The organism is Bradyrhizobium algeriense (assembly GCF_036924595.1).
Classification (GTDB): Bacteria; Pseudomonadota; Alphaproteobacteria; order Rhizobiales; family Xanthobacteraceae; genus Bradyrhizobium; species Bradyrhizobium algeriense.
In genome coordinates, this window is record NZ_JAZHRV010000001.1 from 5,450,111 (window position 1) to 5,471,495 (window position 21,385).

The window sequence follows — 21,385 nt, forward strand, 5'->3', positions numbered from 1 at the left end:
ACAGTAAGCCTTGGACCAGGAAGCCTTGGGGGAGACCATCATGAATTTTTCGCACGCCGCCTTGTCGGCCGCCGCACTGGCGCTGACCTCCATCACCGCTTTCGCCGCAGACTATCCCGCGCCGAAACAGGGCGAATGGATCGCCAAGGATTTCAAATTCCACTCCGGCGAGACGATGCCGGAGCTGCGGCTGCACTACACCACGATCGGCGAGCCGACCGGACAGCCGGTGCTGGTGCTGCACGGCTCGGGCGGCTCGGCCGCCAGCATGCTGACGCCGGGTTTTGGCGGCGAATTGTTCGGTCCCGGCCAGCCGCTCGATGCCGCGAAATATTACATCATCATTCCTGATGGTCTCGGCCACGGCAAATCGTCAAAGCCCTCCGACGGCATGAAGACCGCATTTCCGAAATACAATTACGAGGACATGGTCGACGCGCAGTATCGCCTGGTCCAGGAAGGTCTCGGCGTCAAACATCTGCGGCTCGTGATCGGAAATTCGATGGGCGGCATGCACACCTGGATCTGGGGCGGCAAATATCCGCAATTCATGGACGCGCTGGTGCCGATGGCGTCGCAGCCGACCGAGATGGCGGCGCGCAACTGGATGCTGCGGCGGATGATGCTGGAGACGATCAAGAACGATCCCGACTACGTCAGCGGCAACTACATCACCCAGCCGCGCATGATGAAATACGCCATCAACGCCTATGGCATCGCGACCGGCGGCGGCACGCTGGCCTATCAGGCGCTGGCGCCGACGGCGGCAAAGGCCGACAAGATGGTCGACGAACGGCTGGCCACCGCCATCACCGCCGATGCCAACGACTTCATCTACCAGTGGGAAGCCTCGCATGATTACAATCCTGCGCCGTCGCTGGAGAAGATCGAGGCCACGCTGTTGTTGATCAATGCCGCCGACGACGAGCGCAACCCGCCGGAAACCGGCGTGACGGATGCCGCGCTGAAGCGCATCAAGAACGGCCGCTTGTTCCTGATCCCTGCCTCGAGCGAAACGCGCGGCCATCTCACGACGGGCAATGCGAAATTCTACAAGAAGCAGGTGGAGGAGCTGCTGCAGACCGCGCCGCAGCGTGCGATGTGAACCGGCACGCGCATTGAAGCGAGCACGCGATCCAATCGTCCGTCATCTCCGAAACTGGGGGCAGCTACCCCATGGGACGTTGCGGGCTCTATTTTTGTCGGGGCTACCTTTCAGCCCGGCGTGCAGAACGTTTACTGCCTGCAACTCGTATCGGTCGGTGGCGAGATCATGCGAAAAGATCACGTCAATGGTCGTGTACCACCATATCAGGCAAAGAACACACGCAGGTGCGAACCGAACCTGGGGCAAGAAGTATTTGAAGTAAACGTGCGAAGCGGCGCTACCCATGTCCGGCACTTCTAGAGTATGGACGTATTCAGCGCCCATGCTGCGCATAACGGCATGGCCCGAAGCCAGTTGGCGATTAATGGACGCATCGGGTCCAGCAAGCTCTCTGACATGTGAGAGAAGCTGATCATTTACATTGCTGTTGAAAGATGCCGTCGGGCCCCGAAATCCCGCGTCCGACGGCCAAAATACTCCATTGGACAGACCAGGCCATACCGTCCAGCGTTGCGCGCCGGCTCGCGTCAATATGTTCTGGTATTCATCACCGCTAATCGAACCGATGCTGCATTTCTCCAGCCCGAAGCGTTCGGTAAAGCTGAAAGCCCAGAGCAGGACAGGGAGCGCAAACAGCACTCCCACGGGTGAAAGCAGGCCTATCGCAATCTTCGGGTTCGTGCCCAAGACGTTTCCAATCGTGACGTTTTCCAATCGTGGTGATGACCGTGGAGCGGCTCCTTCCACCAACCACAGGCGGCGAGACCGTAGTTTGGCAGCTTGCTGCGCCTGGTACTCACCACGAATCCACACGCAAGATCGATAGCACGTTCATGCTGCCCTTATTTCAAGGGCAGCTCAGTTCGATACGACTGTTGAGCCAGCCATGGCTCGCATCAAGCCTGTGTACGGGACGGCCAGCCAGAAGTCCTGATTTCGCACCGCATCATTTTGGGAACAGCCCCCATCGCATATTATTTGAGCGCGCATCCGCAAGCAGAGTCCGGTTGAATTGTCCGCGATACGATTCGTGGGTCGCATGCTCGCGAGGACAACGGCAACACAGCGGAGGACCGGATGCGGAGACTCGCGCAGTTCGTTTTGATCGCCTTTCTGCCGATGCTGGCCAGCACAGCGCTCGCCGTCGACCGGGGCCAGTTCGGCCATGTGCCGCCTGATATCCGCGCCTGGTTCAAGAGCGTGATCGCGCCGAACGGCGTGCCCTGCTGCGACGAGTCGGACGGACATCGCACCAGCTACGACGTTCGCGGTGGCGCCTATTGGGTTCCGATCGAGGGCCAATGGATGCAGGTGCCCGAGCGCGCGGTCATTCGCGACCAGGGTAACCCGATCGGCGAAGCCGTGGTGTGGTACGTGCATCACCGCGGCAGCATCATCATCAGCTGCTTCGTGCCGGCGGACGCGGTCTAGATTCTCTCAAGATGACGCCCGCGACGCGGGATGATAATCTCGCCGAAAACCTGAGGAGCCGCCCGTGACTGATTTTTCCGCCAGCGACCTCGCCACGATCTACCCCGCGCCCTCACCGCGCGTCATCGCAAAGGCGCGGCCGGAGATCGACATCCATGCGAAAAAATTCATCGGCATGTCGCCGTTCTGCGTGCTGGCCACGTCAGGCGCGGACGGCAGCGTCGATGCATCGCCGCGCGGCGGCAATCCCGGCTTCATCCATGTCGCGGGACCGAACCTGCTCTTGATGCCGGATCGCTCGGGCAACAACCGCATCGACAGTTTTCGCAACATCGTCGAGGGAAGTGGCTTCGTGCAGCTGATCTTCTTCGTGCCGGGGATCGACGAGACGCTGCGCGTCGGCGGCAAGGGCAAAGTGACCGCGGAGGCGGAGCTGATCGCCTCGATGGTGGAGTTCGGCAAACCGCCGCGCGCGGTGCTGCGCATCGCGGTCAGGGAAGCTTACTTCCACTGCGGCAAGGCGCTGATGCGCTCGAAATTGTGGGGAGGTGAGCGGGTCGAGCGATCGGTGATGCCGAGCATCGGCGAAGTGATCCACGACCAGACCGGCCTCGGCGAGCGCGAAAGCCAGGACGTGATTTACGAGCACTACAAGACGCAGTTGTAGGACAAGGTGTCTATGCGGGATTCACCCTCCCCTGGAGGGGGAGGGTCGACGCTCATGAAATGAGCGGCGGGGTGGGGTGACGGTCTCTCCACATCCAACAGTGCCCGAGTGGAGAGATCACCCCACCCCGTCTCGCATTTCGCTTCGCTCCATACGAGCCGACCCTCCCCCTCCAGGGGAGGGGTAAGGAGGAACTCAGTCCCCGTTCTCCAAGCCGCCGACATGCTTCTGTGTGTAGAGATCAAGCCCGATGCGCTTGATCAAATCGAGTTGGGTTTCGAGGAAATCGATGTGATGTTCCTCATCCTTCATCACGCTCTCGAACAGATCGCGCGAGACGTAATCCTTGACGCCATGGCAATAGGTCGCGGCTTCCTGATAGAGCGTGCGCGCGGTCATCTCGGTTGCAAGATCGCATTCGATGATTTCCTGAACGTTCTGGCCGATGCGCAAGGGATCGAGCACCTGCATGTTGGGGAAGCCGTCGAGGAACAGGATCCGGTCGGTGAACTTGTCGGCGTGCTCCATCTCCTCGATGGATTCCTTGCGCCAGACCTTGGCCATTTCCAAAAGGCCCCAATTGTTCAGGAGCCGGTAATGCAGCCAGTATTGGTTAATCGCGGTGAGCTCGCTGCGCAGGCCCTTGTTGAGATAATCGATGACTTTGGGATCGCCCTGCATGGTCCACTCCGGTTTTCCCAGGCCAAACCCGGCCTGACACTGCATTTAGAACGCTTCTAAATGAGTTTAGTGCCGAGAGCAACCGTTCCGCCAAAAAAGCGGTGGGAACGGCGGAAAATCAGTGGATTCGGAGGGGTTTTCAGCAGGCCGCGAGCGCGAAGGCCGGGGCAGTATCCTGCGCGGGCTCGTCATTGGCCGCGTGGCGGCTGTGCGGGCAACCGGAGCAGCACTCCTTGGCGCAGGCGCCGAGGGCTTCGTCGATGATGGCCTTGATCGTGCGCGCGCACCGGCCGCATTCGGCGCTGCAGCCGAGGCAACCGTAAATCTGTTTCGGATTGCGCGGCAGGTCCGAGGATGCACTTACGGCATTACGGACATCGTGGTCGCTCAAAACATTGCAGGAACAGACGATCATGAAACGGAAAGAACCCTAGTGTGATGCGACCTCATCGATATTTAAGAGCGCGACGAGATGCAAAAGGAAAAGCCGCATTTTCAAGCAATTCCAAACTGATGCCGGGGAAACACTGGAATGAATCTAAACAGGCGTCGTTGCGGTAGGTCACACTGGCACTGATTTACCGGCAGGTTTTCGGCGTCAGTCGCCACCACTGCCACTGCCGCCGCCGTCGCCACCGCCTCCTCCACTGTCGCCGCTGGAATCGCTGGACGAGGTGGAACTATCCGACGAAGAATTGTCGCTGCCGAACCATGAAAGCAGGTTCCAGCCGCCACCGTCGGAACTGTCGCCCGAGCCTTCCGGAAGCGTCGCCACCTGTGCTCTCGCGCCTGGTCTTGCGGTTTTGCATCCGACTCATAAGCAAGTAGCAGATCAGCGACGTCCCCGCCGACCGCTTTGGTATCTCCGCACCGCGATTTGCCGGTTCGTCCCATTTTCGTCGCCCCGGACGCGCAGGCCGTTCATTGATCATTCAAGCGAAATGTGGAACTTTTGCCGAGACAAAACGTCCTTGCTCCCCACGAGAAAGGTGAGGCCATGAAGAAGACATTGATGGCGCTCGGCGCCGCCGCCGCATTGACCGTTTCGGCCGTAGCGATCCCCGCTCCCGCCCAGGCGCAGCGCGGCGTTGCAGCGGGCGTCGCCGCCGGATTGATCGGTGGCGCCATCGTCGGCGGCGCGATTGCTTCGCAGAACGGCTACTATTACGGCCCGGGCTATTACGGGCCCGGCTACGGCGGCCCGGCCTATGTCGTCGATCCCGGCTACGGCGAATCCTGCATCTGGCAGCGGCAGCGGTTCTGGGATGGTTACGGCTGGCGGGTCCGCAACGTCAGGGTTTGCGATTAGCACCCGTTCATCTTCATTAAATTAGCGCGCCACATCCCGGAACGGCGCCGGTTTCCGGGATGCACGCCGTTTCCGGCCCGAAAAAGACCGCTTTTTCCGGTCACGCTTCAGGCACGTTTACTTTCGATTGACCCATGTGCGCTTTTTTAGCGAAGCGGCAGTTCGAAAACGGCGTGTGAGTCATCCCTAAACCCGGCGCTCGAAGGCGCCACCCCAGGAGAGCCCAGGACATGAAGAAGACATTTGCTGCCTTGGTCGCGGTCGCAACGATTGCCGGTTCGCTAGCCTCGACACCCGCAAGCGCACAGCGCGGCGTTGCCGCTGGCGTGGCGGCCGGCTTGCTCGGCGGCGCGATCATCGGTGGCGCAATCGCCTCCAGCCGCCCGGCTTACGGTGGTCCGGTATACGTGGAAGAAGCGCCCTACCCGGCGTGCCGGATGGTTCGCGAGCGCTTCTGGGACGGCTATGACTGGCGCTATCGCCGCGTCGAGGTCTGCAACTGATCTGATCGCTTGGCGCGCAAGCCGCGCGTCCTGATCGAAGCCCGGCCGATATCTCGGCCGGGCTTTTTCTTTGCGGTGGCGTCAAACGACGCCCGTCACCCTGCTCTTCAGCAACTCGTATTGCTGCTGCGAACAATCGCCAAGCGCCTCGTCCCGGTTGCTCGGGATATCGTCGTAACCAATGGGGCTGTTGAATTGACTCATCGTGAGGTCTACGCGCCTTCCGTCAATCCGGTTGTAGAAATGCCAGGCGCCGTTGACATCGGTTTTCAGGATTTCGCCACCGAGCTTGTCATGCACGACGAGCGCTGTCACGCCGCACTGTCCGCATGCCGGATTGTCCGGCTGCCAGCGGCTGCTGGTCTCGATCGACCACGACCGCCGGAGTTGCTGATAGAAATCGACGAGAAGCGCACTGCCTGCGGTCATCGGCACCTCGAATTCGGTCGCCCTTGTTCGTGAATGATACGCGCTAGCGCCCCGCACTCATAGAGCGCAGCACCGCTTCGCTCGGCCAGCAATCGACCTTGAGGCCGGCGGACTTCTGATACGCGCCGAGCGCCGCGCGGGTCTGCATGCCCGCCTTGCCGTCGAGCTTGTCCTTGTAGAGGCCGATGCGCGTCAGATGACGCTGCATCGCCTCGACATCGGCGGAGCGCAACTGCGTCGAGGCGGACCATGGTGTGGCGAACGGCTGCGGGCTCGTCATGCGGTCGGCGAGATGGCCGACGAACAGCACATACAAGTCGGAGAAATTATATTCCTTGATGACGAAGTAGTTCTTCGTGGTCAGGAATGCCGGGCCGTAGATGCCCTCCACCTGCAACAGCGAGGCCGGCTGCGCCTGCTCCGCCGCGCTCAGCTTTTGTCCGCGCACCGGCACAAAACCCGCACGCAGCCATTCGGCGATCGGCTTGGTCACCTCGGGCACGCCCATGGTGCAATCGACATTGGCGGGCGCCTTCACCTCATAGGCCCAGCGAACGCCCGGCTGCCAGCCCTTGTTGACGAGCTGCTGCGCGGCTGCGGCCAGCGCGTCCGGCACCGAATGCCAGATGTCGACCCGGCCGTCACCGTCGAGATCGACGCCGTGCTTGTAGTATTCCGACGGCAGGAACTGGGTGTACCCGGTGGCGCCGGCCCAGGACGAGCGGAAGTCTTTGCGCGCCACTGCGCCCTCGCCGAGAAGCTTCAGCGCCAGGATGAATTCACTCCGGTACTGATCCTTGCGTCGCCCGACATAGGCCTGCGTGGCAACGACGCGCAGCGTGTCGTAAGGCAGCCGATAGCGGCCATAGTCCGTCTCGCGGCCCCAGATCGCGAGCACGATGCTTGAAGGAACGCCGAAACGCTTTTCGATCTCGGTGAGCGCCGCGCGATGCTTCTGCATCAGCTTCTGCCCTTCGGCTGCGAGCCGCGCGATGGAAGCTTCCTTCACGTAATCGGCCGGCACCTGCACGAACTCGGCCTGCGACGGTGCGCCGGTGGCGGGCCGGCCGGGCAGCAAAAGATCGGGCAATTTGTAATCGGGCTCGAGCCCGCGCGTTTCGGCATCGAAGGTCGCGCGCGACACGCCGGCGGCCTGGGCCTCCGGCCACAGGGAAGCAATGAACTGGGTAAAATCGGCGTCGGCGGCGCGAGCCGGACGCATCGCGCCCGGCGTCATCGCTGCCAGTATCAGAACCGCGGCTATCAACCTCTGTCGCAAACCGGAATCCTGTCGATCGACACGTCGCCCATCAATGCGAGACGGCCTGTTTGGCATGTTCGGCGGAAACATTCGACAATCTGTCGACATAGGCAATGCCGATCGCCGACAGAATGAAAACCGTGTGGATGATGGTCTGCCACATCACGCCGGTTTCGGTGTAGCCGGACTTGCCCGAGGCCAATCCTCCGGCCTCGATGAAGGTGCGCAACAGATGGATCGACGAGATGCCGATGATGGCCATCGCCAGCTTGATCTTGAGCACGCTGGCGTTGACGTGGCTGAGCCATTCCGGCTGGTCGGGATGTCCTTCCAGATTGAGACGGGAGACGAACGTCTCGTAGCCGCCGACGATCACCATCACCAGCAGGTTGGAAATCATCACCACATCGATCAGGCCCAGCACCGCCAGCATGATCTGCTGCTCGCTGAAATCGAAGGCGTGGGCGAACAAGTGCCACAACTCCTTCAGAAACAGCACCACATAGACGCCCTGCGCGACGATCAGGCCAAGATAGAGCGGCAGTTGCAGCCAGCGGGAGCTGAAGATCAGCAGCGGGACCGGACGCAATGCCTTCCTCTGAGCTTTGGGCGGCAAGGGTGTTTCGGGAGTAAGGGACATTCAGGAGGGCTCGCTTGCGGAGGATTCGAATTGCGGAAGGAGGTCTATATCTACGCAATCTGACCGCGCTGTGAAGCGACAACTGGCCGCAGCGCATGTTACAGGATGGTCACTTTATGCCCAGCTTCAAGGCAAAATAACGGGTGTACATGACCGAAGCCATTGTCCGCTCTGCGGCAGAACACGATCTGCCCGAGGTGTTGAACCTTTACCGACACCTTCATCCGCACGATCCTCAGCTGGAGACAGCTACTGCTGAGCGCGTCTGGTCGACGTTGCTTACATCCAGCTTCATGACCGTGATCGTGGCGCAAGCAGCGGAACTGCTTGTATCTTCGTGCACACTCGCGATCGTGCCTAACCTGTCTCGAGGCGGTAGATCATATGGGGTGATTGAGAATGTGGTCACTCACGCCGACTACCGCCGGCTGGGGCTCGGCCGACGGGTTCTTGCTCATGCGCTCGATGTTGCTTGGCAGGCCGACTGCTACAAAGTCCTATTGGCGACGGGTTCGAAACGGGAGACCACCCTACGCTTCTATGAGGGAGCGGGCTTTCATCGTGGGGGCAAAACCTACTTCGAAGTACGCCGCCCTTAGCGTGCAGTTTTGTACATTGAGCAAACTGGGGGCTCCACGCCCCGTCCCGTTGCGCTCGCGACAGATTGAAGGGCTGTGGCTCCGGGGGCCAAAGCAATTCCTTCACGATGGAATGCCCCGCGCGCAAGCATTCCTCGACAAGTTTGGTAACTTGCGAAACCGCCTGCTCACCGCGTCAGCTTCTTGTACTTCACGCGGTGCGGAATGATGCTGTCCTGGCCGAGCCGGCGCATCTTGTCTTTCTCATAGTCCTGGAAGTTGCCCTCGAACCATTCGACATGGCTGTCGCCTTCAAAGGACAGGATGTGCGTCGCGATGCGGTCGAGGAACCAGCGGTCATGGCTGATGATGACGGCGCAGCCGGCGAAATCCTCCAGCGCCTCTTCCAGCGCGCGCAGCGTATCGACGTCGAGGTCGTTGGTCGGTTCGTCGAGCAGCAGCACGTTGGCGCCGGATTTGAGCATCTTGGCCAGATGCACGCGGTTACGCTCGCCGCCTGACAACGCGCCGACCTTCTTTTGCTGGTCGGCGCCCTTGAAGTTGAACGAGGAGCAATAGCCGCGCGAGTTCACCTCGCGCTTGCCGAGCAGAATCAGTTCGTTGCCGCCGGAAATCTCCTCCCAAACGTTTTTCTTGCCGTCGAGATCGTCGCGCGACTGATCGACGTAACCGAGATGCACGCTCTCGCCGACCGTGATGGTGCCTTGGTCCGGCTTCTCCTGCCCGGTGATCATCCGGAACAGCGTGGTCTTGCCGGCGCCGTTGGCGCCGATCACGCCGACGATGCCGCCCGGCGGCAGCTTGAAGGTGAGATTCTCGATCAGCATGCGGTCGCCGAAGCTCTTGTAGAGCCCTTCGAAGTCGACGACGTTCTGGCCCAGGCGCTCGGCGACGGGAATCGTGATCTGCGCGGTCGTGGTCTGCTTCTCGCTCGCCTGCTTCAGCAGATCTTCATAGCGCTGATAGCGCGCCTTGGACTTGGCCTGGCGCGCTTTCGGAGAGGACGCGATCCACTCCTGCTCGCGGGCGAGCGTCTTCTGGTGCGCGGCATCCTCGCGGCCTTCCTGCTCGAGGCGCTTCTGCTTCTGCACCAGCCAGGACGAGTAATTGCCCTCGTAGGGAATGCCCTTGCCGCGATCGAGTTCGAGGATCCACCCCGTGACATTGTCGAGGAAGTAGCGGTCGTGGGTCACGATCAGGATCGCGCCGGGATAGTTGCGCAAATGGCCTTCCAGCCATGACACGGATTCGGCGTCGAGATGGTTGGTCGGCTCGTCCAGCAGCAAGAGCTCCGGCTGGTCGAGCAGCAGCTTGCAGAGCGCGACGCGGCGGCGCTCGCCGCCGGAAAGCTTCGTCACATCGGCATCGTCGGGCGGGCAGCGCAGCGCGTCCATCGCCTGGTCGACCTTGCTGTCGAGATCCCAGAGGCCCGCGGCCTCGATCTCGTCCTGCAGCTTGGTCATCTCGTCGGCGGTCTCGTCCGAATAGTTCATCGCCAGTTCGTTGTAGCGATCGAGGATCGCCTTCTTCTTGGCGACGCCCTCCATGACGTTCTCCCGAACCGACTTGGAAGGATCGAGATGCGGCTCCTGCTCGAGATAGCCGACGCGGGCGCCCTCGGCGACCCAGGCCTCGCCGTTATACTCCTTGTCGAGGCCGGCCATGATCTTGAGCAGCGTCGACTTGCCGGAGCCGTTGACGCCGAGCACGCCGATCTTGGCGTCGGGGTAGAACGACAGATGGACGTTATCGAGCACCTTCCGGGTCGGGTAGCTCTTGGTCAGACCTTGCATGAAATAGACGAACTGGCGCGCCATCGAGAGCCCTTAGAATCGTTGGATTTTGCGGAAATTTGCTGCCGCTGATGTAGCGGCGTGGCCCCGAAAGGGCAACCGCGGGAACCCGTTTTCCATCCGTTCACCACGGATGAATACGGGTTGGACACCATGTGGGCCGAGATCCCGACAATTGAAACTATCTTTTAATAAATCAGGCGAAAACTCGTTTTCAGGCGCCGAATAAGGCGTTTACGCGGCCAGCCGCCGCGACTGAAAAAGGGCCCGCGTCATGGCTACGATCAGCTCGGCATCCCTGCACGCCCCGGCGAACAGCCGCGACGGACTGGAAAAACCCTTCGCAGAACTCCGCGCCTTCCTGCGCCAGTTCATCGCCAAAGCGTTCGATCCCTACCGGCCGGAACTGCACTATATGCGCGGCCCGGGCCCGGCCTGGCGCGCCAAGCATCCCGGCCGTTCGAACTGAGCTATCCGGTTATTTGAGGCAGCCCCGCATTTAAGTCCGCTTGCGCCATCTCTGATTGCGCGCAACGATGGCGACTTCCCCGACGGCCGCTTCCGGCCGTCATCCTCGCCACCAACGGACCTCCCATGACGCGGCTGCGCTGTGCAATCCTCGACGACTATCTCAATGTGGCGCTCTCGGTCGCCGACTGGTCCAAAGTATCCGACCGCGTCGACGTCACGGTGTTCAACCAGCCGTTTGCGACCGCCGAAGCCGCGGCCAGTGCACTTAGGGATTTCGAGATCGTCTGCGCGATGCGCGAACGCACCCCGTTCCCGCGCACGATGTTTGCGGCGCTGCCCAACCTGAAACTCCTGATCACCTCGGGCATGCGCAATGCCGCCATCGATATGGAAGCCGCCAAGGAGCACAAGGTGATGCTATGCGGCACGCAATGGGGCCGTGACCCGACCGCGCCTCTGACCATGGGCCTGATCCTGGAACTGACCCGCAATATCGGCCGCGAAAACGCCCGCATGCATGCCGGCGAGCCGTTGCAAAAATTCGTCGGCATGGAGATCGAGGGCCGGACGCTCGGGGTGATCGGCCTCGGCAAGCTCGGCACCAAGGTGTCGAAACTGGCGCAGGCCTTCGGCATGAACGTGATCGCCTGGAGTCCGAACCTGACACCGGAGAAGTGCCAGGAAGCCGGCGTTACCTACGCCAGCAAGGAAGAGCTGTTCTCGACCGCCGACATCGTCACCATCCATGTGGTGCTGAGCCAGCGCTCGCGCGGGCTGGTCGGGCGTGACGACCTCGCGCGGATGAAGCCGACCGCCTACCTCGTCAACACCGCGCGCGGACCGATCGTCGACGAAGGCGCGCTGCTGGAGGCGCTGACGCAAAAGAAGATCGCGGGCGCCGGCGCCGACGTGTTCTCGGTCGAGCCGCTGCCGGTCGACCATCCGTTCCGCAAGCTCGACAACATGGTGCTGACGCCGCATCTCGGCTACGTCACCGAGGACAGCTTTCGAAGTCACTATCAGCAGATGGTCGAGGGCATCGACACCTGGTTCAAGGGCGAGCCGAAGCAGCGGCTGGCGTAGAGCGCTATCGGTTCTGATTGAATCAGAACTGAGCTCTAGCTTCTTGTTTTGACGCGTTTTCTTGACGCGAACCGGCGTCCACTTCGCTCGAAAACGCTATTGCCGCGCTCAGGCCGCATGTTGCGTGGTGGCCCGGCTCGCGACCTCCGCAAATCCCTGGCGCCACGACGGATGCGCCGGCCGCCAGCCCAGTTCCTGCCGGGCCTTGGCGTTGGAGCCTGCCCCTACCTCGGTCATCATCGAAACCAGGTGCTCCCCGGCGAACAGCCGGCCAAGCCAGGCCGGCACGCGAATCGGCGGCCTGGCGCCGAGCAAGGCGGCAAGGGCGGGCAGCCATTCGCTGACCTGCGCCGGCTCATCATCGACGATGTTGTAGATGGCGCCGGACTTGCCGCGCTCGACCGCAGCCACGGTAGCGGCGGCCGCATCATCGACGTGGATGAACGACCACTGGCCGCCACCGCCGCCGATCAGCGGCACGCGCCGGCGGCGCAACTGGTCGATCATGGCGCGCGAGAGCATCCCGGTGTCCGGGCCGTAGAATGATCCATATCGCAGGACAATCCCCTCAGGGTTCGCCGAGCCGGTGACGGCGTCCTCCAGATGCCGGATCGCTTGCAGGGTGCGGTGCAGCTCCTCCGGCGGATCGGGATCCAGCGCATCGGCCTCCGTCTTGACCTGTTCGCCGCCGCGGCCGTAGGTCCAGCCGCAGAAGCTCTGGGCGATGAAACGTTTCACCCCGGCTTCGCGGGCGGCCGCCAACAGGAAATCGGTGCCTTCCGTGCGCAACCGGTTGGTGGTGGCGAAGGCACGATCGAAATGCCTGATATCCGTGACATTAGCCAGATCGGTCATCTGGTCGATGATGATGTCGGGCCTCGCCGCGATCACGGTGTCGAGAATGGCCGGCGCGTCGAGCCCATTGGCGATCGCAGGTTCCGCGCCCATTCGTTTGATGATCGCGGCCTTCGCCGGCGTTCGCGTTGTGCCGACGACGGAATGACCGGCTGCAATGAGCTGCGGAACGAGCTGAAGGCCGACAGCGCCGGTGGCGCCCGCAACAAGAATTCGCATGGCGTGATCCTCATATTCGTTGCGACCGAGCGGCAGGTAGTCGGAGCGAATGTGAAATCAAGCGTGCGAATGTGGCGGCGGTGAAAATCTGTGCGAGTTGCGGAACTCAGATCAGCCGGGGGCCGATTGCACCTCGTACCCCAACAAAAAAGGCGCGCTCTCGGCGCGCCTCAGATGCTTGTTCGACGACCGCCCGATCAGCGAATCGTGACCGGCGCGGGCAGCGGCGGCACCACCGTCGTCGGCTGCTGCGCGCCGGGAACAGGCGCCAGTTGGGCCTGAGAAGCCGGTCCCGGGGCTGCTGCGGCAGCCGGGCCAGCGGACGGCGACGGGGCGGCCGACGCGCTTGCGGTGTTGGCGGGCGGCGCCCCACCGGGCATCACCACCACGCGGGTGCCGACCTTGGCGCGCTCGAACAGATCCGAGACGTCCTCGTTCAGCATGCCGATGCAGCCCGAGGAGACGAACTTGCCGATCGTCGAGGGCTGGTTGGTGCCGTGGATGCGGTAAATGGTCGAACCGAGATACATCGCCCGCGCGCCGAGCGGATTGCCGGGGCCGCCGGCCATGAAGCGCGGCAGATAGGGCTGACGCTCGATCATCTCGGTCGGCGGATGCCAATCCGGCCACTCGGCCTTGCGGCTGATCTTCTGCACGCCGTTCCAGGTAAAACCGTCGCGGCCGACGCGGACGCCGTAGCGGATCGCGCGGCCGCCACCAAGCACGTAATAGAGGTGGGTGTTCGAGGTATCGACGACGATGGTGCCCGCGGGCTCCTTGGTCGCAAAGGACACTTCCTGACGGCGCAGGTGCGCCGGAAGCTGCGCAGGGCCCACTTCCGGCTGCTCTTCCGGCGGCAGCGCAGCGAGCTGCACCGGCCTGCCGTCGGCGCCAACCGAAGGCTGCTGCGGTTGCGGGAGCGCGCCGGTAGCGCCGGGCGCCGGTGCGGCGCCGATTGCTCCCGGCGGGCGCAGGCCAGCGCGGTCGTCGTTCGGATAAACGATGCCGGCGCCGGGAATGCGGCTGTCGCCGCGATCCGAATAGGCCGGCTGCTGCTGCTGACCGGGCGGGCGGTCCGCATAGATCACCGGCGGCGGACCGGCCGGGCGGCCGTAACGCGGATCGTCGGGCGAAAGGATCGGGCCAGTCGGCGTCGGGGCGCCGCGGTCAGAATAAACAGGCGTGCCGCGGTCCGAATAGGCCGGGGCGGCGGCCGGACGGCCATAGCGCGGATCGCTGGGTGACAGCACCGGGCCGGGCGGCGGCAACGCGGCCGCGTTCTGACCGTCCGGCGCGTCGTCATCATCAAGTGCGTCGAAATCGGGTTCGCCGGGGCGGCGGCGTTCATCAGTCGCATAGCCACCGGGAACATACGGTCCCGGAGCCGTCGAATAGAGCTGACCTTGGGCGGGATAGCCCTGCTGCGCATGGGCGAGCGAAGTACCCGCCAAGCCAGCGGCCATGGCGGCACAAATCGTCAGAATGCGGTTATTCATCATCGCCTTTTTATAGACCCCAAGCCCCACCGGACGGTTAACGGCAGATGACGGAAGATAGCGGCACATTCAAGACAAGTCCGCGAAATTCGGCCCGTTCCAGTCATTTGTGATCGCCGCCCGGCTGCGGCACAGATGCCTCAGCGCGCCGGAAATCGCCATTGTGGATGGTCAGCGACTTCAGACCGAAGATTTTGCAACAAAAAGCCACCGCGCACTGAGATACTCTCAAATCGGCCTGATTCGCGCGCACGCACGCGCGCCTCACGAATCAGGCCACATAGTGGTCACCGCGTTCCCCTGGCAATCAATAACCCTCCAGCGATCAAGGAGGGTGGAACTCGAGTCCATGCTTCCCGGCTTTCGTTTCCTGTTCACCGCCATCGTCCTGTCGATGTCGGTCCTGGTTTTTGGGCTTGGCGCCGCCGCCCTGTTGCGCTCCGCGCATGAGGAATTTGCCAACCTTCCCTCGCGGCGGGCGACGCCCGAGCCGATGTTTGCCCGACTGAATGACGGCCCGCCGCCGACGCTGGCGCTGTTGCGGGTCGATCCGCCGGCCGCGGAGAAGCCGGCGGAGAATGTCCCTTCCGCAGTTCCGGCAGCAGCCCCGGACGTCCCGGCGTCGGCCGGACAGGCCCTCGACGCCAGTCCGGCGGAGCCCGAGAAACTGGCAGCCGTGAGTCCGGCTGAGCCGATGCAGGTTGAAGCGGCAAAGCCGGAAGACCCGGCGCAGGAGGCAAGCGCGGAGACATCGGCAGCTCCGGCCCCTGCGGCGGCCGGAACCGAGGCGCCCGTGGCCAATGCGGAAGTGAAGATCGCCGCCATCGCCGCAACACCGGAACCTGCCGCGGCCACTCCGCCTGCAACTTCGCCGGAGCCAGCAGCGGATATCCCGTCGTTCGAAGGCAGTATCGCCACGACCCTGATCGCGACGCTCGGCGGTCCCGCCGTCCTCATCGATGAAAAGACATCGACCACGGAAGCGAAGCCGGACCGCAGCGCCGTCCAGAAGAGAGCCGCAGAGCGGGCCCGGGAACGGCGGCGGATTGCTGCAGCACGCCGCGCGCGCATCGCGCGTGAGGCAACGCTGACTCTGCAGCAGCAACAACCCAATCCGTTCTTCCCGCCGCTCCCGGTGACGCGCGCGACAAGGTAGCTTCTGGGTTGGTCAGGCCGGACCGGTCGCGACCGGCGGACCATCCGCCGCGCCCCACTCCGTCCATGAGCCGTCATAGAGCGCCGGGTTCTCGACGCCGAGGCGATAGAGCGCCAGCGTCAGCACGGCGGCGCTGACACCGGAGCCGCAACTGGTCACGATCGGTGCGTCGAGCTTCACGCCGGCGCCCGAGAACGCCGCGCGCAATTCGTCCAGCGATTTCATCGTGCCGGTCGCGGCATCGAACAGGTGGTTGTAGGGCAGGCTGAGGCTGCCCGGGATATGCCCGGAGCGAAGGCCCGCCCGCGGCTCGGCCACCTTTCCCTGATAGCGCTCGTTGGCGCGCGCATCGATCACCTGCTCGGCCCGGCTGGCGAGATTGGCGATGAGCTGCTGCATGCTGCGCGTGCGCCGCGCGTCGAACGTCGCCTTGAAGGTCGCAGGCTTCGGCGTCACCTCACCCTTCTCGACCTTGCGGCCTTCGGCGACCCACTTCTTCAGGCCGCCATTGAGCACGCGCACGTCCTTGCCGAACGACAGGAACATCCACCACACCCGGGGTGCGGCGACCCAGCCGCCGGAATCGTAGAGCACAACCGTGTCGTCATTGCCGATCCCGAGTCCGCCGACGTCGCGGCCGAACTGTTCAGCGGAAGGAAACATGTGCGGCAGCGGGTTAGAATGATCGGACACCGCGTCGACGTCGAAGAACACCGCGCCCGGGATATGCGCGGCGAGATAATCGTCCTTCGGCAGCGGCCGCACGCCCGGCATCTTGAACGAGGCGTCGATCACCTTGACGCCGGGATCGTTCAGGTGCGCGGCGAGCCATTCGGTGGAGACGAGCGGGTCGGTGGTGGTGGGCATCAGTGCAAATTCCTTGTCATTCCGGGATGGTCCGAAGGACCAGACCTCAGATGCGCAATTGCGCATCGGGGAATCTCGAGATTCTTTGATGTACAATTGTACATCATAGTTCGATGCTGCGCATCGCCCCGGAATGACTGTGGTTGGGGTATTCACCCCTTCTTCTTCGGCTCCCACTTCTCGACCGGGCCGCCGGCGTCGCGCCAGGCGGCGAAACCGCCGCCCATATGGGCGACCGGCTTCAGGCCCATGTCCTGCGCGGTCTTGGCCGCGAGCGCCGAGCGAAGTCCGCCGGCGCAGTGAAAGATGAACTTCTTGTCCTCCTGGAAGATCGGCTTGGCGTAGGGGCTTTGCGGATCGATCCAGAATTCCAGCATGCCGCGCGTGCAGGAGAACGCGCCGGGGATCTTGCCCTCGCGCTCGATCTCGCGGGGGTCTCTGATATCGACGATCACGACATTGGGATCTTGCGCGGCCTTGATGGCGTCAGCGGCGCTGACGGTCTCGATCGCAGCGTTCGCTTCGTCGATCAGGGATTTGATCCCGCGGTGGATGGTCTGGGGCATTGATTGCGCCTTTCGTTTTTCTTGCCGTCATTCCGGGGCGATGCGGAGCATCGAACTACGATGTGCAATAGCACATCGGAGAATCTCGATCGAGTGAAGTAACCTCTAGATTCCGGGTTCGCTTCGCGCCCCGGAATGACGCCGATGGCCTACCGCACCAACTCCTTCATCGCGCCTTCGAGGCCTTCGATCGTAATCGGGTACATGCGCTCCGAAAGCAGCCGGCGGATGATGGTGGTGGATTCCGAATAGTCCCAGTGCTTCTGCGCCACCGGATTGAGCCACACGGTGTGCGGATAGGTACGCGTGATGCGCTCCAGCCAGACCGAGCCGGCCTCCTCGTTGACATGCTCGACCGAGCCGCCCGGCACCATGATCTCGTAAGGGCTCATCGAGGCGTCGCCGACGAACACCACCTTGTAGTCGTGCGGATACTTGTGCAGCACATCCCAGGTCGGCGTGCGGTCGGTGAAGCGGCGCTTGTTCTGCTTCCAGACGCCTTCATAGAGGCAGTTGTGGAAGTAGAAATACTCCATGTGCTTGAACTCGGACTTCGCCGCCGAGAACAGCTCCTCGACCTGCTCGATATGCGAATCCATCGAGCCGCCGATATCGAAGAACACCAAAACCTTCACCGCATTGCGACGCTCGGGCCGCATGTGCACATCGAGATAGCCGTGGTTGGCGGTCTCCCTGATCGTGGTGTCCAGATCGAGTTCGTCGGGCGCGCCGGTGCGGGCGAATTTTCGCAGGCGGCGCAGCGCGATCTTGATGTTGCGAATGCCGAGCTCGACATTGCCGTCGAGATCTTTGAACTCGCGCTTGTCCCACACCTTCACGGCGCGGTTGTTGCGGTTCTTTTCCTGCCCGATCCGCACGCCCTCGGGATTGTAGCCATGGGCACCGAACGGCGAGGTTCCTGCCGTGCCGATCCACTTGTTGCCGCCCTGATGGCGGCCCTGCTGTTCCTTCAGGCGCTGGCGAAGCGTCTCCATGAGCTTGTCCCAGCCCATCGCCTCGATCTGCTTCTTCTCTTCCTCGGTGAGGTATTTTTCCGCAAGCTTCTTCAGCCACTCGGCGGGAATGTCCGCCTTCTCCATCGCATCCAGCAGGCTTTCCAGCCCCTTGAACACGGTGCCGAAGACGCGGTCGAACTTGTCGAGGTTGCGCTCGTCCTTCACCAGGGCGGCGCGGGAGAGATAGTAGAAATTCTCGACCGTCTGATCGGCGAGGTCGGCGTCGAGCGCCTCCATCAGCGTCAGATATTCACGCAGGGTCACCGGGACCTGCGCGTCGCGCAGCGATGTGAAGAATTGCAGGAACATGGGATACAGATTGCGCGCCGGACCGCACACGTCAAGAGCCGGCGCACGTCAAGGGCCGGCGCATAGCTGTCAGACCTAGACCGGGAGGCTTTTTCAATTACAATTGAGCCATAAACGGCTTATTCCGGCAGGGGAAATTCAATGGGCATCATTGCGGCGCTGATCATTGGCGGTATCGCGGGCTGGCTTGCTGGGCTGATCGTGCGCGGCGCGGGCTTCGGGCTGATCGGCAATATCGTGGTCGGCATCATCGGCGCGCTGCTGGCGAGTTGGTTGTTGCCGCAACTGGGCGTCAGCCTCGGCGCCGGCTGGGTCCGCGACATCATCAACGCCACCATCGGCGCGGTGATCATTCTGGTCATCCTGTCGCTGATCAGACGCTGAGGACAGGCACATCAATTTCAATCGCGACCGCCGGACCGGCGGTCGTTTACTGTTCAGGCCGCAAGCGGCCCAAGAACGAAACAACAAGGCACGAGAAGGCAAACGGATAGATGAAATTTACCGGCACCAAGGACTATGTCGCCACCGACGACCTCAAGATCGCCGTCAACGCCTCGATCGTGCTCGAGCGCCCGCTGCTGATCAAGGGCGAGCCCGGCACCGGCAAGACCGTGCTGGCGGAGGAAGTCGCCAAAGCGCTCGGCGCACCACTGCTGACCTGGCACATCAAGTCCACCACCAAGGCGCAGCAGGGCCTGTACGAATACGACGCGGTGTCGCGCCTGCGCGACAGCCAGCTCGGCGATCCCCGGGTTTCCGACATCTCGAACTACATCAAGCGCGGCAAATTGTGGGACGCCTTCACTCACGAGAAGCGCCCGGTGCTTCTGATCGACGAAATCGACAAGGCCGACATCGAATTTCCCAACGACCTGCTGCTCGAACTCGATCGCATGGAGTTCTTCGTCTACGAGACCGGCGAGAACATCAAGGCGAGCCTGCGCCCGATCGTGATGATCACCTCGAACAACGAGAAGGAACTGCCGGACGCCTTCCTGCGCCGCTGCTTCTTCCATTACATCAAGTTCCCCGACGCCGACACCATGGGCCGGGTCGTCGACGTGCACTTCCCCGGCATCAAGAAGCGGCTGGTGGAAGAAGCGCTGCGGATATTCTTCGAGGTGCGCGAAGTGCCGGGCCTGAAGAAGAAGCCCTCGACCTCCGAGCTGCTCGACTGGCTCAAGCTGCTCTTGAACGAGGACATCACCCCGGAAATGCTCAGGGAGCGCGACCCGCGCAAGCTGATCCCGCCGCTGCATGGCGCGCTGCTCAAGAACGAACAGGACGTGCACCTGTTCGAGCGGCTGGCGTTCCTCAGCCGCCGCGAAGTGTAATTCGCTGACGACCTACGGCGCCAGAACCCCAAGGTTCTGGCGTTTTGCTTTCAAAACACAACAAACCAAAAAGAACAGGGAAGATGAACGTTCAAACCCAGATCGACAGGGCTTCACCCCGCGCCTCAGCGCATTTCGACGTCCTGATCGCCGGCGCCGGGATTTCGGGCGTTGGGGCTGCCTATCACCTCACCACGCAATGCCCGGGAACGAGCTTCGTCGCGCTGGAAGCGCAAAAGACTTTTGGCGGCACCTGGACCACGCATCGCTATCCGGGCATTCGCTCCGACAGCGACCTGCATACGTTCGGCTACCGCTTCAAGCCATGGACATCAGCGCCGATCGCAAGCGCCGCCGAAATCCTGAAATACATGGGCGAGGTGATCGAGGAGAACGATCTCGCGCCGCACATCCGCTATCAGCACACCATCACCTCCGCGAAATGGTCGAGTGAGGAAAACCTCTGGACCATCGAAGCCACCCGCACCGACACCGGCGAAAACCTTCGCTTCACCACCAATTTCTTCTGGATGTGCCAGGGCTATTACCGCCACACCGAGGGCTACACGCCGGAATGGAAGGACATGGCCAGGTTCAAGGGCCGCATCGTCCATCCGCAGAAATGGCCTGAAGACCTCGACTACAAGAACAAGCGCATGATCGTGATCGGCTCGGGTGCCACGGCGGCGACGCTGATCCCGGCGCTGGCGGGCGATTGCGCGCATGTCACGATGCTGCAGCGTTCGCCGACCTATTTCCGCACCGGGCGCAATGCGATCGAAATCGCCGAGGAGCTGCGGAAACTGCAGGTCGACGAGACCTGGATCCACGAAATCACGCGGCGAAAAATCCTGTTCGATCAGGACGCCTTCACGCGCAAGACGTTCGCGGAGCCGGAGGCGGCCAAGAAGGATTTGCTGTCGGCGGTCGAAGCCTATCTCGGCAAGGACTACGACATCGCCACTCACTTCACGCCAAAGTATCGGCCGTGGCGACAGCGCATCGCGTTCATCCCGGACGGCGACCTGTTCCAGGGCATCAAGTCCGGCAAGGCCTCCGTCGTCACCGACGAGATCGACCGCTTCACCGAAAAGGGCATTTTGCTGAAATCCGGCAAGGAGCTTGAAGCCGACATCATCGTGACAGCGACCGGCTTCAACCTCTGTGCCAATGGCGACATCGAATTCGCCATCGACGGCAAGCCGCTCGACTTCGCCGACACCGTGACCTATCGCGGCATGATGTTCACCGGCGTGCCGAACCTCGTCTGGGTGTTCGGCTATTTCCGCGCGAGCTGGACGCTGCGCGTCGATCTCGTCGCCGACTTCGTCTGCCGGCTGCTCACGCACATGAAGGAGACCGGCGCGAAAAAGGTGACGCCGGCGTTGCGTCCCGAAGACCACAACATGCCGCTGTTGCCGTGGATCGATCCCGAAAACTTCAATCCCGGCTACATGATGCGCGGCATGCATTTGCTGCCCAAGCGCGGCGAAAAGCCGGAATGGCAGCACAACCAGGATTACTGGGCCGAGAAGGACGAATTCCCGGCCATTGATCTGAAGGACAAGGCGTTCGTTTACGGCTGAGTC

Annotated in this window: 25 protein-coding genes; 12 read left to right on the forward strand and 13 right to left on the reverse strand. The window is 62.5% G+C overall.

What is annotated here, in order from left to right:
• Positions 1–40: 40 nt before the first annotated feature.
• A complete protein-coding gene (locus V1286_RS26350; RefSeq protein WP_334484484.1) occupies positions 41–1,105 on the forward strand; it encodes an alpha/beta fold hydrolase in 1,065 nt (354 codons plus the stop codon).
• Between the two features lie 42 nt (positions 1,106–1,147).
• Here the strand turns inward: V1286_RS26350 and V1286_RS26355 are convergent, their stop codons facing one another.
• A complete protein-coding gene (locus tag V1286_RS26355) occupies positions 1,148–1,795 on the reverse strand; it encodes a hypothetical protein (protein ID WP_334484487.1) in 648 nt (215 codons plus the stop codon).
• A 390-nt stretch (positions 1,796–2,185) separates the two neighbouring features.
• On the opposite strand from V1286_RS26355, the gene V1286_RS26360 reads away from it, so the two are divergent.
• Together V1286_RS26360 and V1286_RS26365 are read left to right on the forward strand one after the other, a co-directional pair.
• Positions 2,186–2,539 (forward strand): hypothetical protein, encoded by a 354-nt coding sequence (locus tag V1286_RS26360; protein WP_108518874.1) that lies wholly within the window; start codon positions 2,186–2,188, stop codon positions 2,537–2,539.
• Between the two features lie 64 nt (positions 2,540–2,603).
• A complete protein-coding gene (locus V1286_RS26365; protein ID WP_334484490.1) occupies positions 2,604–3,206 on the forward strand; it encodes an MSMEG_1061 family FMN-dependent PPOX-type flavoprotein in 603 nt (200 codons plus the stop codon).
• A gap of 195 nt (positions 3,207–3,401) precedes the next feature.
• Here the strand turns inward: V1286_RS26365 and bfr are convergent, their stop codons facing one another.
• The 3 genes from bfr to V1286_RS26380 form a co-directional block, all read right to left on the reverse strand.
• The gene (gene bfr / locus V1286_RS26370) at positions 3,402–3,887 is read right to left on the reverse strand and encodes a bacterioferritin (protein ID WP_334484493.1); all 486 of its coding nucleotides are present in this window, start codon (positions 3,885–3,887) and stop codon (positions 3,402–3,404) included.
• 139 nt (positions 3,888–4,026) lie between these two features.
• Entirely contained in the window at positions 4,027–4,302 is a 276-nt protein-coding gene (locus tag V1286_RS26375; protein ID WP_334484497.1) for a (2Fe-2S)-binding protein, read from the reverse strand.
• Between the two features lie 183 nt (positions 4,303–4,485).
• Positions 4,486–4,662: a hypothetical protein gene (locus tag V1286_RS26380; protein WP_334484500.1), complete on the reverse strand. Its 177-nt coding sequence runs from the start codon at positions 4,660–4,662 to the stop codon at positions 4,486–4,488.
• Positions 4,663–4,884: 222 nt separating this feature from the next.
• On the opposite strand from V1286_RS26380, the gene V1286_RS26385 reads away from it, so the two are divergent.
• Positions 4,885–5,196: a hypothetical protein gene (locus tag V1286_RS26385; protein ID WP_334484503.1), complete on the forward strand. Its 312-nt coding sequence runs from the start codon at positions 4,885–4,887 to the stop codon at positions 5,194–5,196.
• Between the two features lie 230 nt (positions 5,197–5,426).
• On the forward strand, positions 5,427–5,699 hold the full coding sequence (locus tag V1286_RS26390) for a hypothetical protein (protein ID WP_057853001.1): 273 nt from the start codon (positions 5,427–5,429) through the stop codon (positions 5,697–5,699).
• Positions 5,700–5,780: 81 nt separating this feature from the next.
• Here the strand turns inward: V1286_RS26390 and V1286_RS26395 are convergent, their stop codons facing one another.
• The 3 genes from V1286_RS26395 to V1286_RS26405 form a co-directional block, all read right to left on the reverse strand.
• On the reverse strand, positions 5,781–6,128 hold the full coding sequence (locus V1286_RS26395) for a YunG family protein (protein WP_334484508.1): 348 nt from the start codon (positions 6,126–6,128) through the stop codon (positions 5,781–5,783).
• A 43-nt stretch (positions 6,129–6,171) separates the two neighbouring features.
• The gene (locus V1286_RS26400) at positions 6,172–7,365 is read right to left on the reverse strand and encodes a lytic murein transglycosylase (RefSeq protein WP_334489907.1); all 1,194 of its coding nucleotides are present in this window, start codon (positions 7,363–7,365) and stop codon (positions 6,172–6,174) included.
• Positions 7,366–7,438: 73 nt separating this feature from the next.
• Positions 7,439–8,029, reverse strand: a complete 591-nt coding sequence (locus tag V1286_RS26405; protein ID WP_334484511.1) for a TIGR00645 family protein — start codon at positions 8,027–8,029, stop codon at positions 7,439–7,441.
• Positions 8,030–8,178: 149 nt separating this feature from the next.
• Here V1286_RS26405 and V1286_RS26410 point away from each other — a divergent pair, with 149 nt between their 5' ends.
• On the forward strand, positions 8,179–8,628 hold the full coding sequence (locus V1286_RS26410; protein ID WP_334484514.1) for a GNAT family N-acetyltransferase: 450 nt from the start codon (positions 8,179–8,181) through the stop codon (positions 8,626–8,628).
• A 167-nt stretch (positions 8,629–8,795) separates the two neighbouring features.
• Here the strand turns inward: V1286_RS26410 and ettA are convergent, their stop codons facing one another.
• Positions 8,796–10,445: an energy-dependent translational throttle protein EttA gene (gene ettA / locus V1286_RS26415; RefSeq protein WP_334484517.1), complete on the reverse strand. Its 1,650-nt coding sequence runs from the start codon at positions 10,443–10,445 to the stop codon at positions 8,796–8,798.
• A 250-nt stretch (positions 10,446–10,695) separates the two neighbouring features.
• On the opposite strand from ettA, the gene V1286_RS26420 reads away from it, so the two are divergent.
• A complete protein-coding gene (locus V1286_RS26420) occupies positions 10,696–10,890 on the forward strand; it encodes a hypothetical protein (protein WP_190241936.1) in 195 nt (64 codons plus the stop codon).
• A gap of 125 nt (positions 10,891–11,015) precedes the next feature.
• Positions 11,016–11,975 (forward strand): D-2-hydroxyacid dehydrogenase family protein, encoded by a 960-nt coding sequence (locus tag V1286_RS26425; RefSeq protein ID WP_334484520.1) that lies wholly within the window; start codon positions 11,016–11,018, stop codon positions 11,973–11,975.
• Between the two features lie 108 nt (positions 11,976–12,083).
• Here the strand turns inward: V1286_RS26425 and V1286_RS26430 are convergent, their stop codons facing one another.
• Positions 12,084–13,049, reverse strand: coding sequence for an NAD-dependent epimerase/dehydratase family protein (locus tag V1286_RS26430; protein ID WP_334484522.1), 966 nt, complete (start codon positions 13,047–13,049; stop codon positions 12,084–12,086).
• A gap of 197 nt (positions 13,050–13,246) precedes the next feature.
• On the reverse strand, positions 13,247–14,548 hold the full coding sequence (locus V1286_RS26435) for a L,D-transpeptidase (RefSeq protein WP_334484524.1): 1,302 nt from the start codon (positions 14,546–14,548) through the stop codon (positions 13,247–13,249).
• A 346-nt stretch (positions 14,549–14,894) separates the two neighbouring features.
• Here V1286_RS26435 and V1286_RS26440 point away from each other — a divergent pair, with 346 nt between their 5' ends.
• Complete coding sequence (locus V1286_RS26440; RefSeq protein WP_334484527.1) at positions 14,895–15,701, forward strand: hypothetical protein; 807 nt, start codon at positions 14,895–14,897, stop codon at positions 15,699–15,701.
• A gap of 12 nt (positions 15,702–15,713) precedes the next feature.
• Here the strand turns inward: V1286_RS26440 and sseA are convergent, their stop codons facing one another.
• From sseA to V1286_RS26455, 3 genes are all read right to left on the reverse strand, one after another.
• Positions 15,714–16,568: a 3-mercaptopyruvate sulfurtransferase gene (sseA, locus tag V1286_RS26445; RefSeq protein ID WP_334484529.1), complete on the reverse strand. Its 855-nt coding sequence runs from the start codon at positions 16,566–16,568 to the stop codon at positions 15,714–15,716.
• Positions 16,569–16,720: 152 nt separating this feature from the next.
• Positions 16,721–17,134: a rhodanese-like domain-containing protein gene (locus V1286_RS26450; protein WP_057836457.1), complete on the reverse strand. Its 414-nt coding sequence runs from the start codon at positions 17,132–17,134 to the stop codon at positions 16,721–16,723.
• A gap of 149 nt (positions 17,135–17,283) precedes the next feature.
• Positions 17,284–18,459 (reverse strand): vWA domain-containing protein, encoded by a 1,176-nt coding sequence (locus V1286_RS26455; RefSeq protein ID WP_108518902.1) that lies wholly within the window; start codon positions 18,457–18,459, stop codon positions 17,284–17,286.
• A gap of 141 nt (positions 18,460–18,600) precedes the next feature.
• On the opposite strand from V1286_RS26455, the gene V1286_RS26460 reads away from it, so the two are divergent.
• The 3 genes from V1286_RS26460 (at position 18,601) to V1286_RS26470 (ending at position 21,382) form a co-directional block, all read left to right on the forward strand.
• Positions 18,601–18,843, forward strand: a complete 243-nt coding sequence (locus V1286_RS26460; RefSeq protein ID WP_334484533.1) for a GlsB/YeaQ/YmgE family stress response membrane protein — start codon at positions 18,601–18,603, stop codon at positions 18,841–18,843.
• A 110-nt stretch (positions 18,844–18,953) separates the two neighbouring features.
• On the forward strand, positions 18,954–19,796 hold the full coding sequence (locus V1286_RS26465; RefSeq protein ID WP_334484536.1) for an AAA family ATPase: 843 nt from the start codon (positions 18,954–18,956) through the stop codon (positions 19,794–19,796).
• Positions 19,797–19,879: 83 nt separating this feature from the next.
• On the forward strand, positions 19,880–21,382 hold the full coding sequence (locus V1286_RS26470) for a flavin-containing monooxygenase (protein ID WP_334484539.1): 1,503 nt from the start codon (positions 19,880–19,882) through the stop codon (positions 21,380–21,382).
• Positions 21,383–21,385 lie beyond the last annotated feature (3 nt).

Excerpts from the sequence above, each read along its gene's own strand:
- V1286_RS26440 (WP_334484527.1), top strand. The coding sequence starts at position 14,895 with ATGCTTCCCGGCTTTCGTTTCCTGTTCACCGCCATCGTCCTGTCGATG.
- ettA (WP_334484517.1), bottom strand. The coding sequence starts at position 10,445 with ATGGCGCGCCAGTTCGTCTATTTCATGCAAGGTCTGACCAAGAGCTAC.
- V1286_RS26395 (WP_334484508.1), bottom strand. The coding sequence starts at position 6,128 with ATGACCGCAGGCAGTGCGCTTCTCGTCGATTTCTATCAGCAACTCCGG.
- V1286_RS26460 (WP_334484533.1), top strand. The coding sequence starts at position 18,601 with ATGGGCATCATTGCGGCGCTGATCATTGGCGGTATCGCGGGCTGGCTT.
- V1286_RS26450 (WP_057836457.1), bottom strand. The coding sequence starts at position 17,134 with ATGCCCCAGACCATCCACCGCGGGATCAAATCCCTGATCGACGAAGCG.
- V1286_RS26420 (WP_190241936.1), top strand. The coding sequence starts at position 10,696 with ATGGCTACGATCAGCTCGGCATCCCTGCACGCCCCGGCGAACAGCCGC.
- V1286_RS26410 (WP_334484514.1), top strand. The coding sequence starts at position 8,179 with ATGACCGAAGCCATTGTCCGCTCTGCGGCAGAACACGATCTGCCCGAG.
- V1286_RS26375 (WP_334484497.1), bottom strand. The coding sequence starts at position 4,302 with ATGATCGTCTGTTCCTGCAATGTTTTGAGCGACCACGATGTCCGTAAT.
- V1286_RS26470 (WP_334484539.1), top strand. The coding sequence starts at position 19,880 with ATGAACGTTCAAACCCAGATCGACAGGGCTTCACCCCGCGCCTCAGCG.
- V1286_RS26400 (WP_334489907.1), bottom strand. The coding sequence starts at position 7,365 with ATGACGCCGGGCGCGATGCGTCCGGCTCGCGCCGCCGACGCCGATTTT.
- V1286_RS26360 (WP_108518874.1), top strand. The coding sequence starts at position 2,186 with ATGCGGAGACTCGCGCAGTTCGTTTTGATCGCCTTTCTGCCGATGCTG.
- sseA (WP_334484529.1), bottom strand. The coding sequence starts at position 16,568 with ATGCCCACCACCACCGACCCGCTCGTCTCCACCGAATGGCTCGCCGCG.
- V1286_RS26390 (WP_057853001.1), top strand. The coding sequence starts at position 5,427 with ATGAAGAAGACATTTGCTGCCTTGGTCGCGGTCGCAACGATTGCCGGT.
- V1286_RS26465 (WP_334484536.1), top strand. The coding sequence starts at position 18,954 with ATGAAATTTACCGGCACCAAGGACTATGTCGCCACCGACGACCTCAAG.
- V1286_RS26435 (WP_334484524.1), bottom strand. The coding sequence starts at position 14,548 with ATGATGAATAACCGCATTCTGACGATTTGTGCCGCCATGGCCGCTGGC.
- V1286_RS26425 (WP_334484520.1), top strand. The coding sequence starts at position 11,016 with ATGACGCGGCTGCGCTGTGCAATCCTCGACGACTATCTCAATGTGGCG.
- bfr (WP_334484493.1), bottom strand. The coding sequence starts at position 3,887 with ATGCAGGGCGATCCCAAAGTCATCGATTATCTCAACAAGGGCCTGCGC.
- V1286_RS26405 (WP_334484511.1), bottom strand. The coding sequence starts at position 8,029 with ATGTCCCTTACTCCCGAAACACCCTTGCCGCCCAAAGCTCAGAGGAAG.
- V1286_RS26455 (WP_108518902.1), bottom strand. The coding sequence starts at position 18,459 with ATGTTCCTGCAATTCTTCACATCGCTGCGCGACGCGCAGGTCCCGGTG.
- V1286_RS26430 (WP_334484522.1), bottom strand. The coding sequence starts at position 13,049 with ATGCGAATTCTTGTTGCGGGCGCCACCGGCGCTGTCGGCCTTCAGCTC.
- V1286_RS26350 (WP_334484484.1), top strand. The coding sequence starts at position 41 with ATGAATTTTTCGCACGCCGCCTTGTCGGCCGCCGCACTGGCGCTGACC.
- V1286_RS26385 (WP_334484503.1), top strand. The coding sequence starts at position 4,885 with ATGAAGAAGACATTGATGGCGCTCGGCGCCGCCGCCGCATTGACCGTT.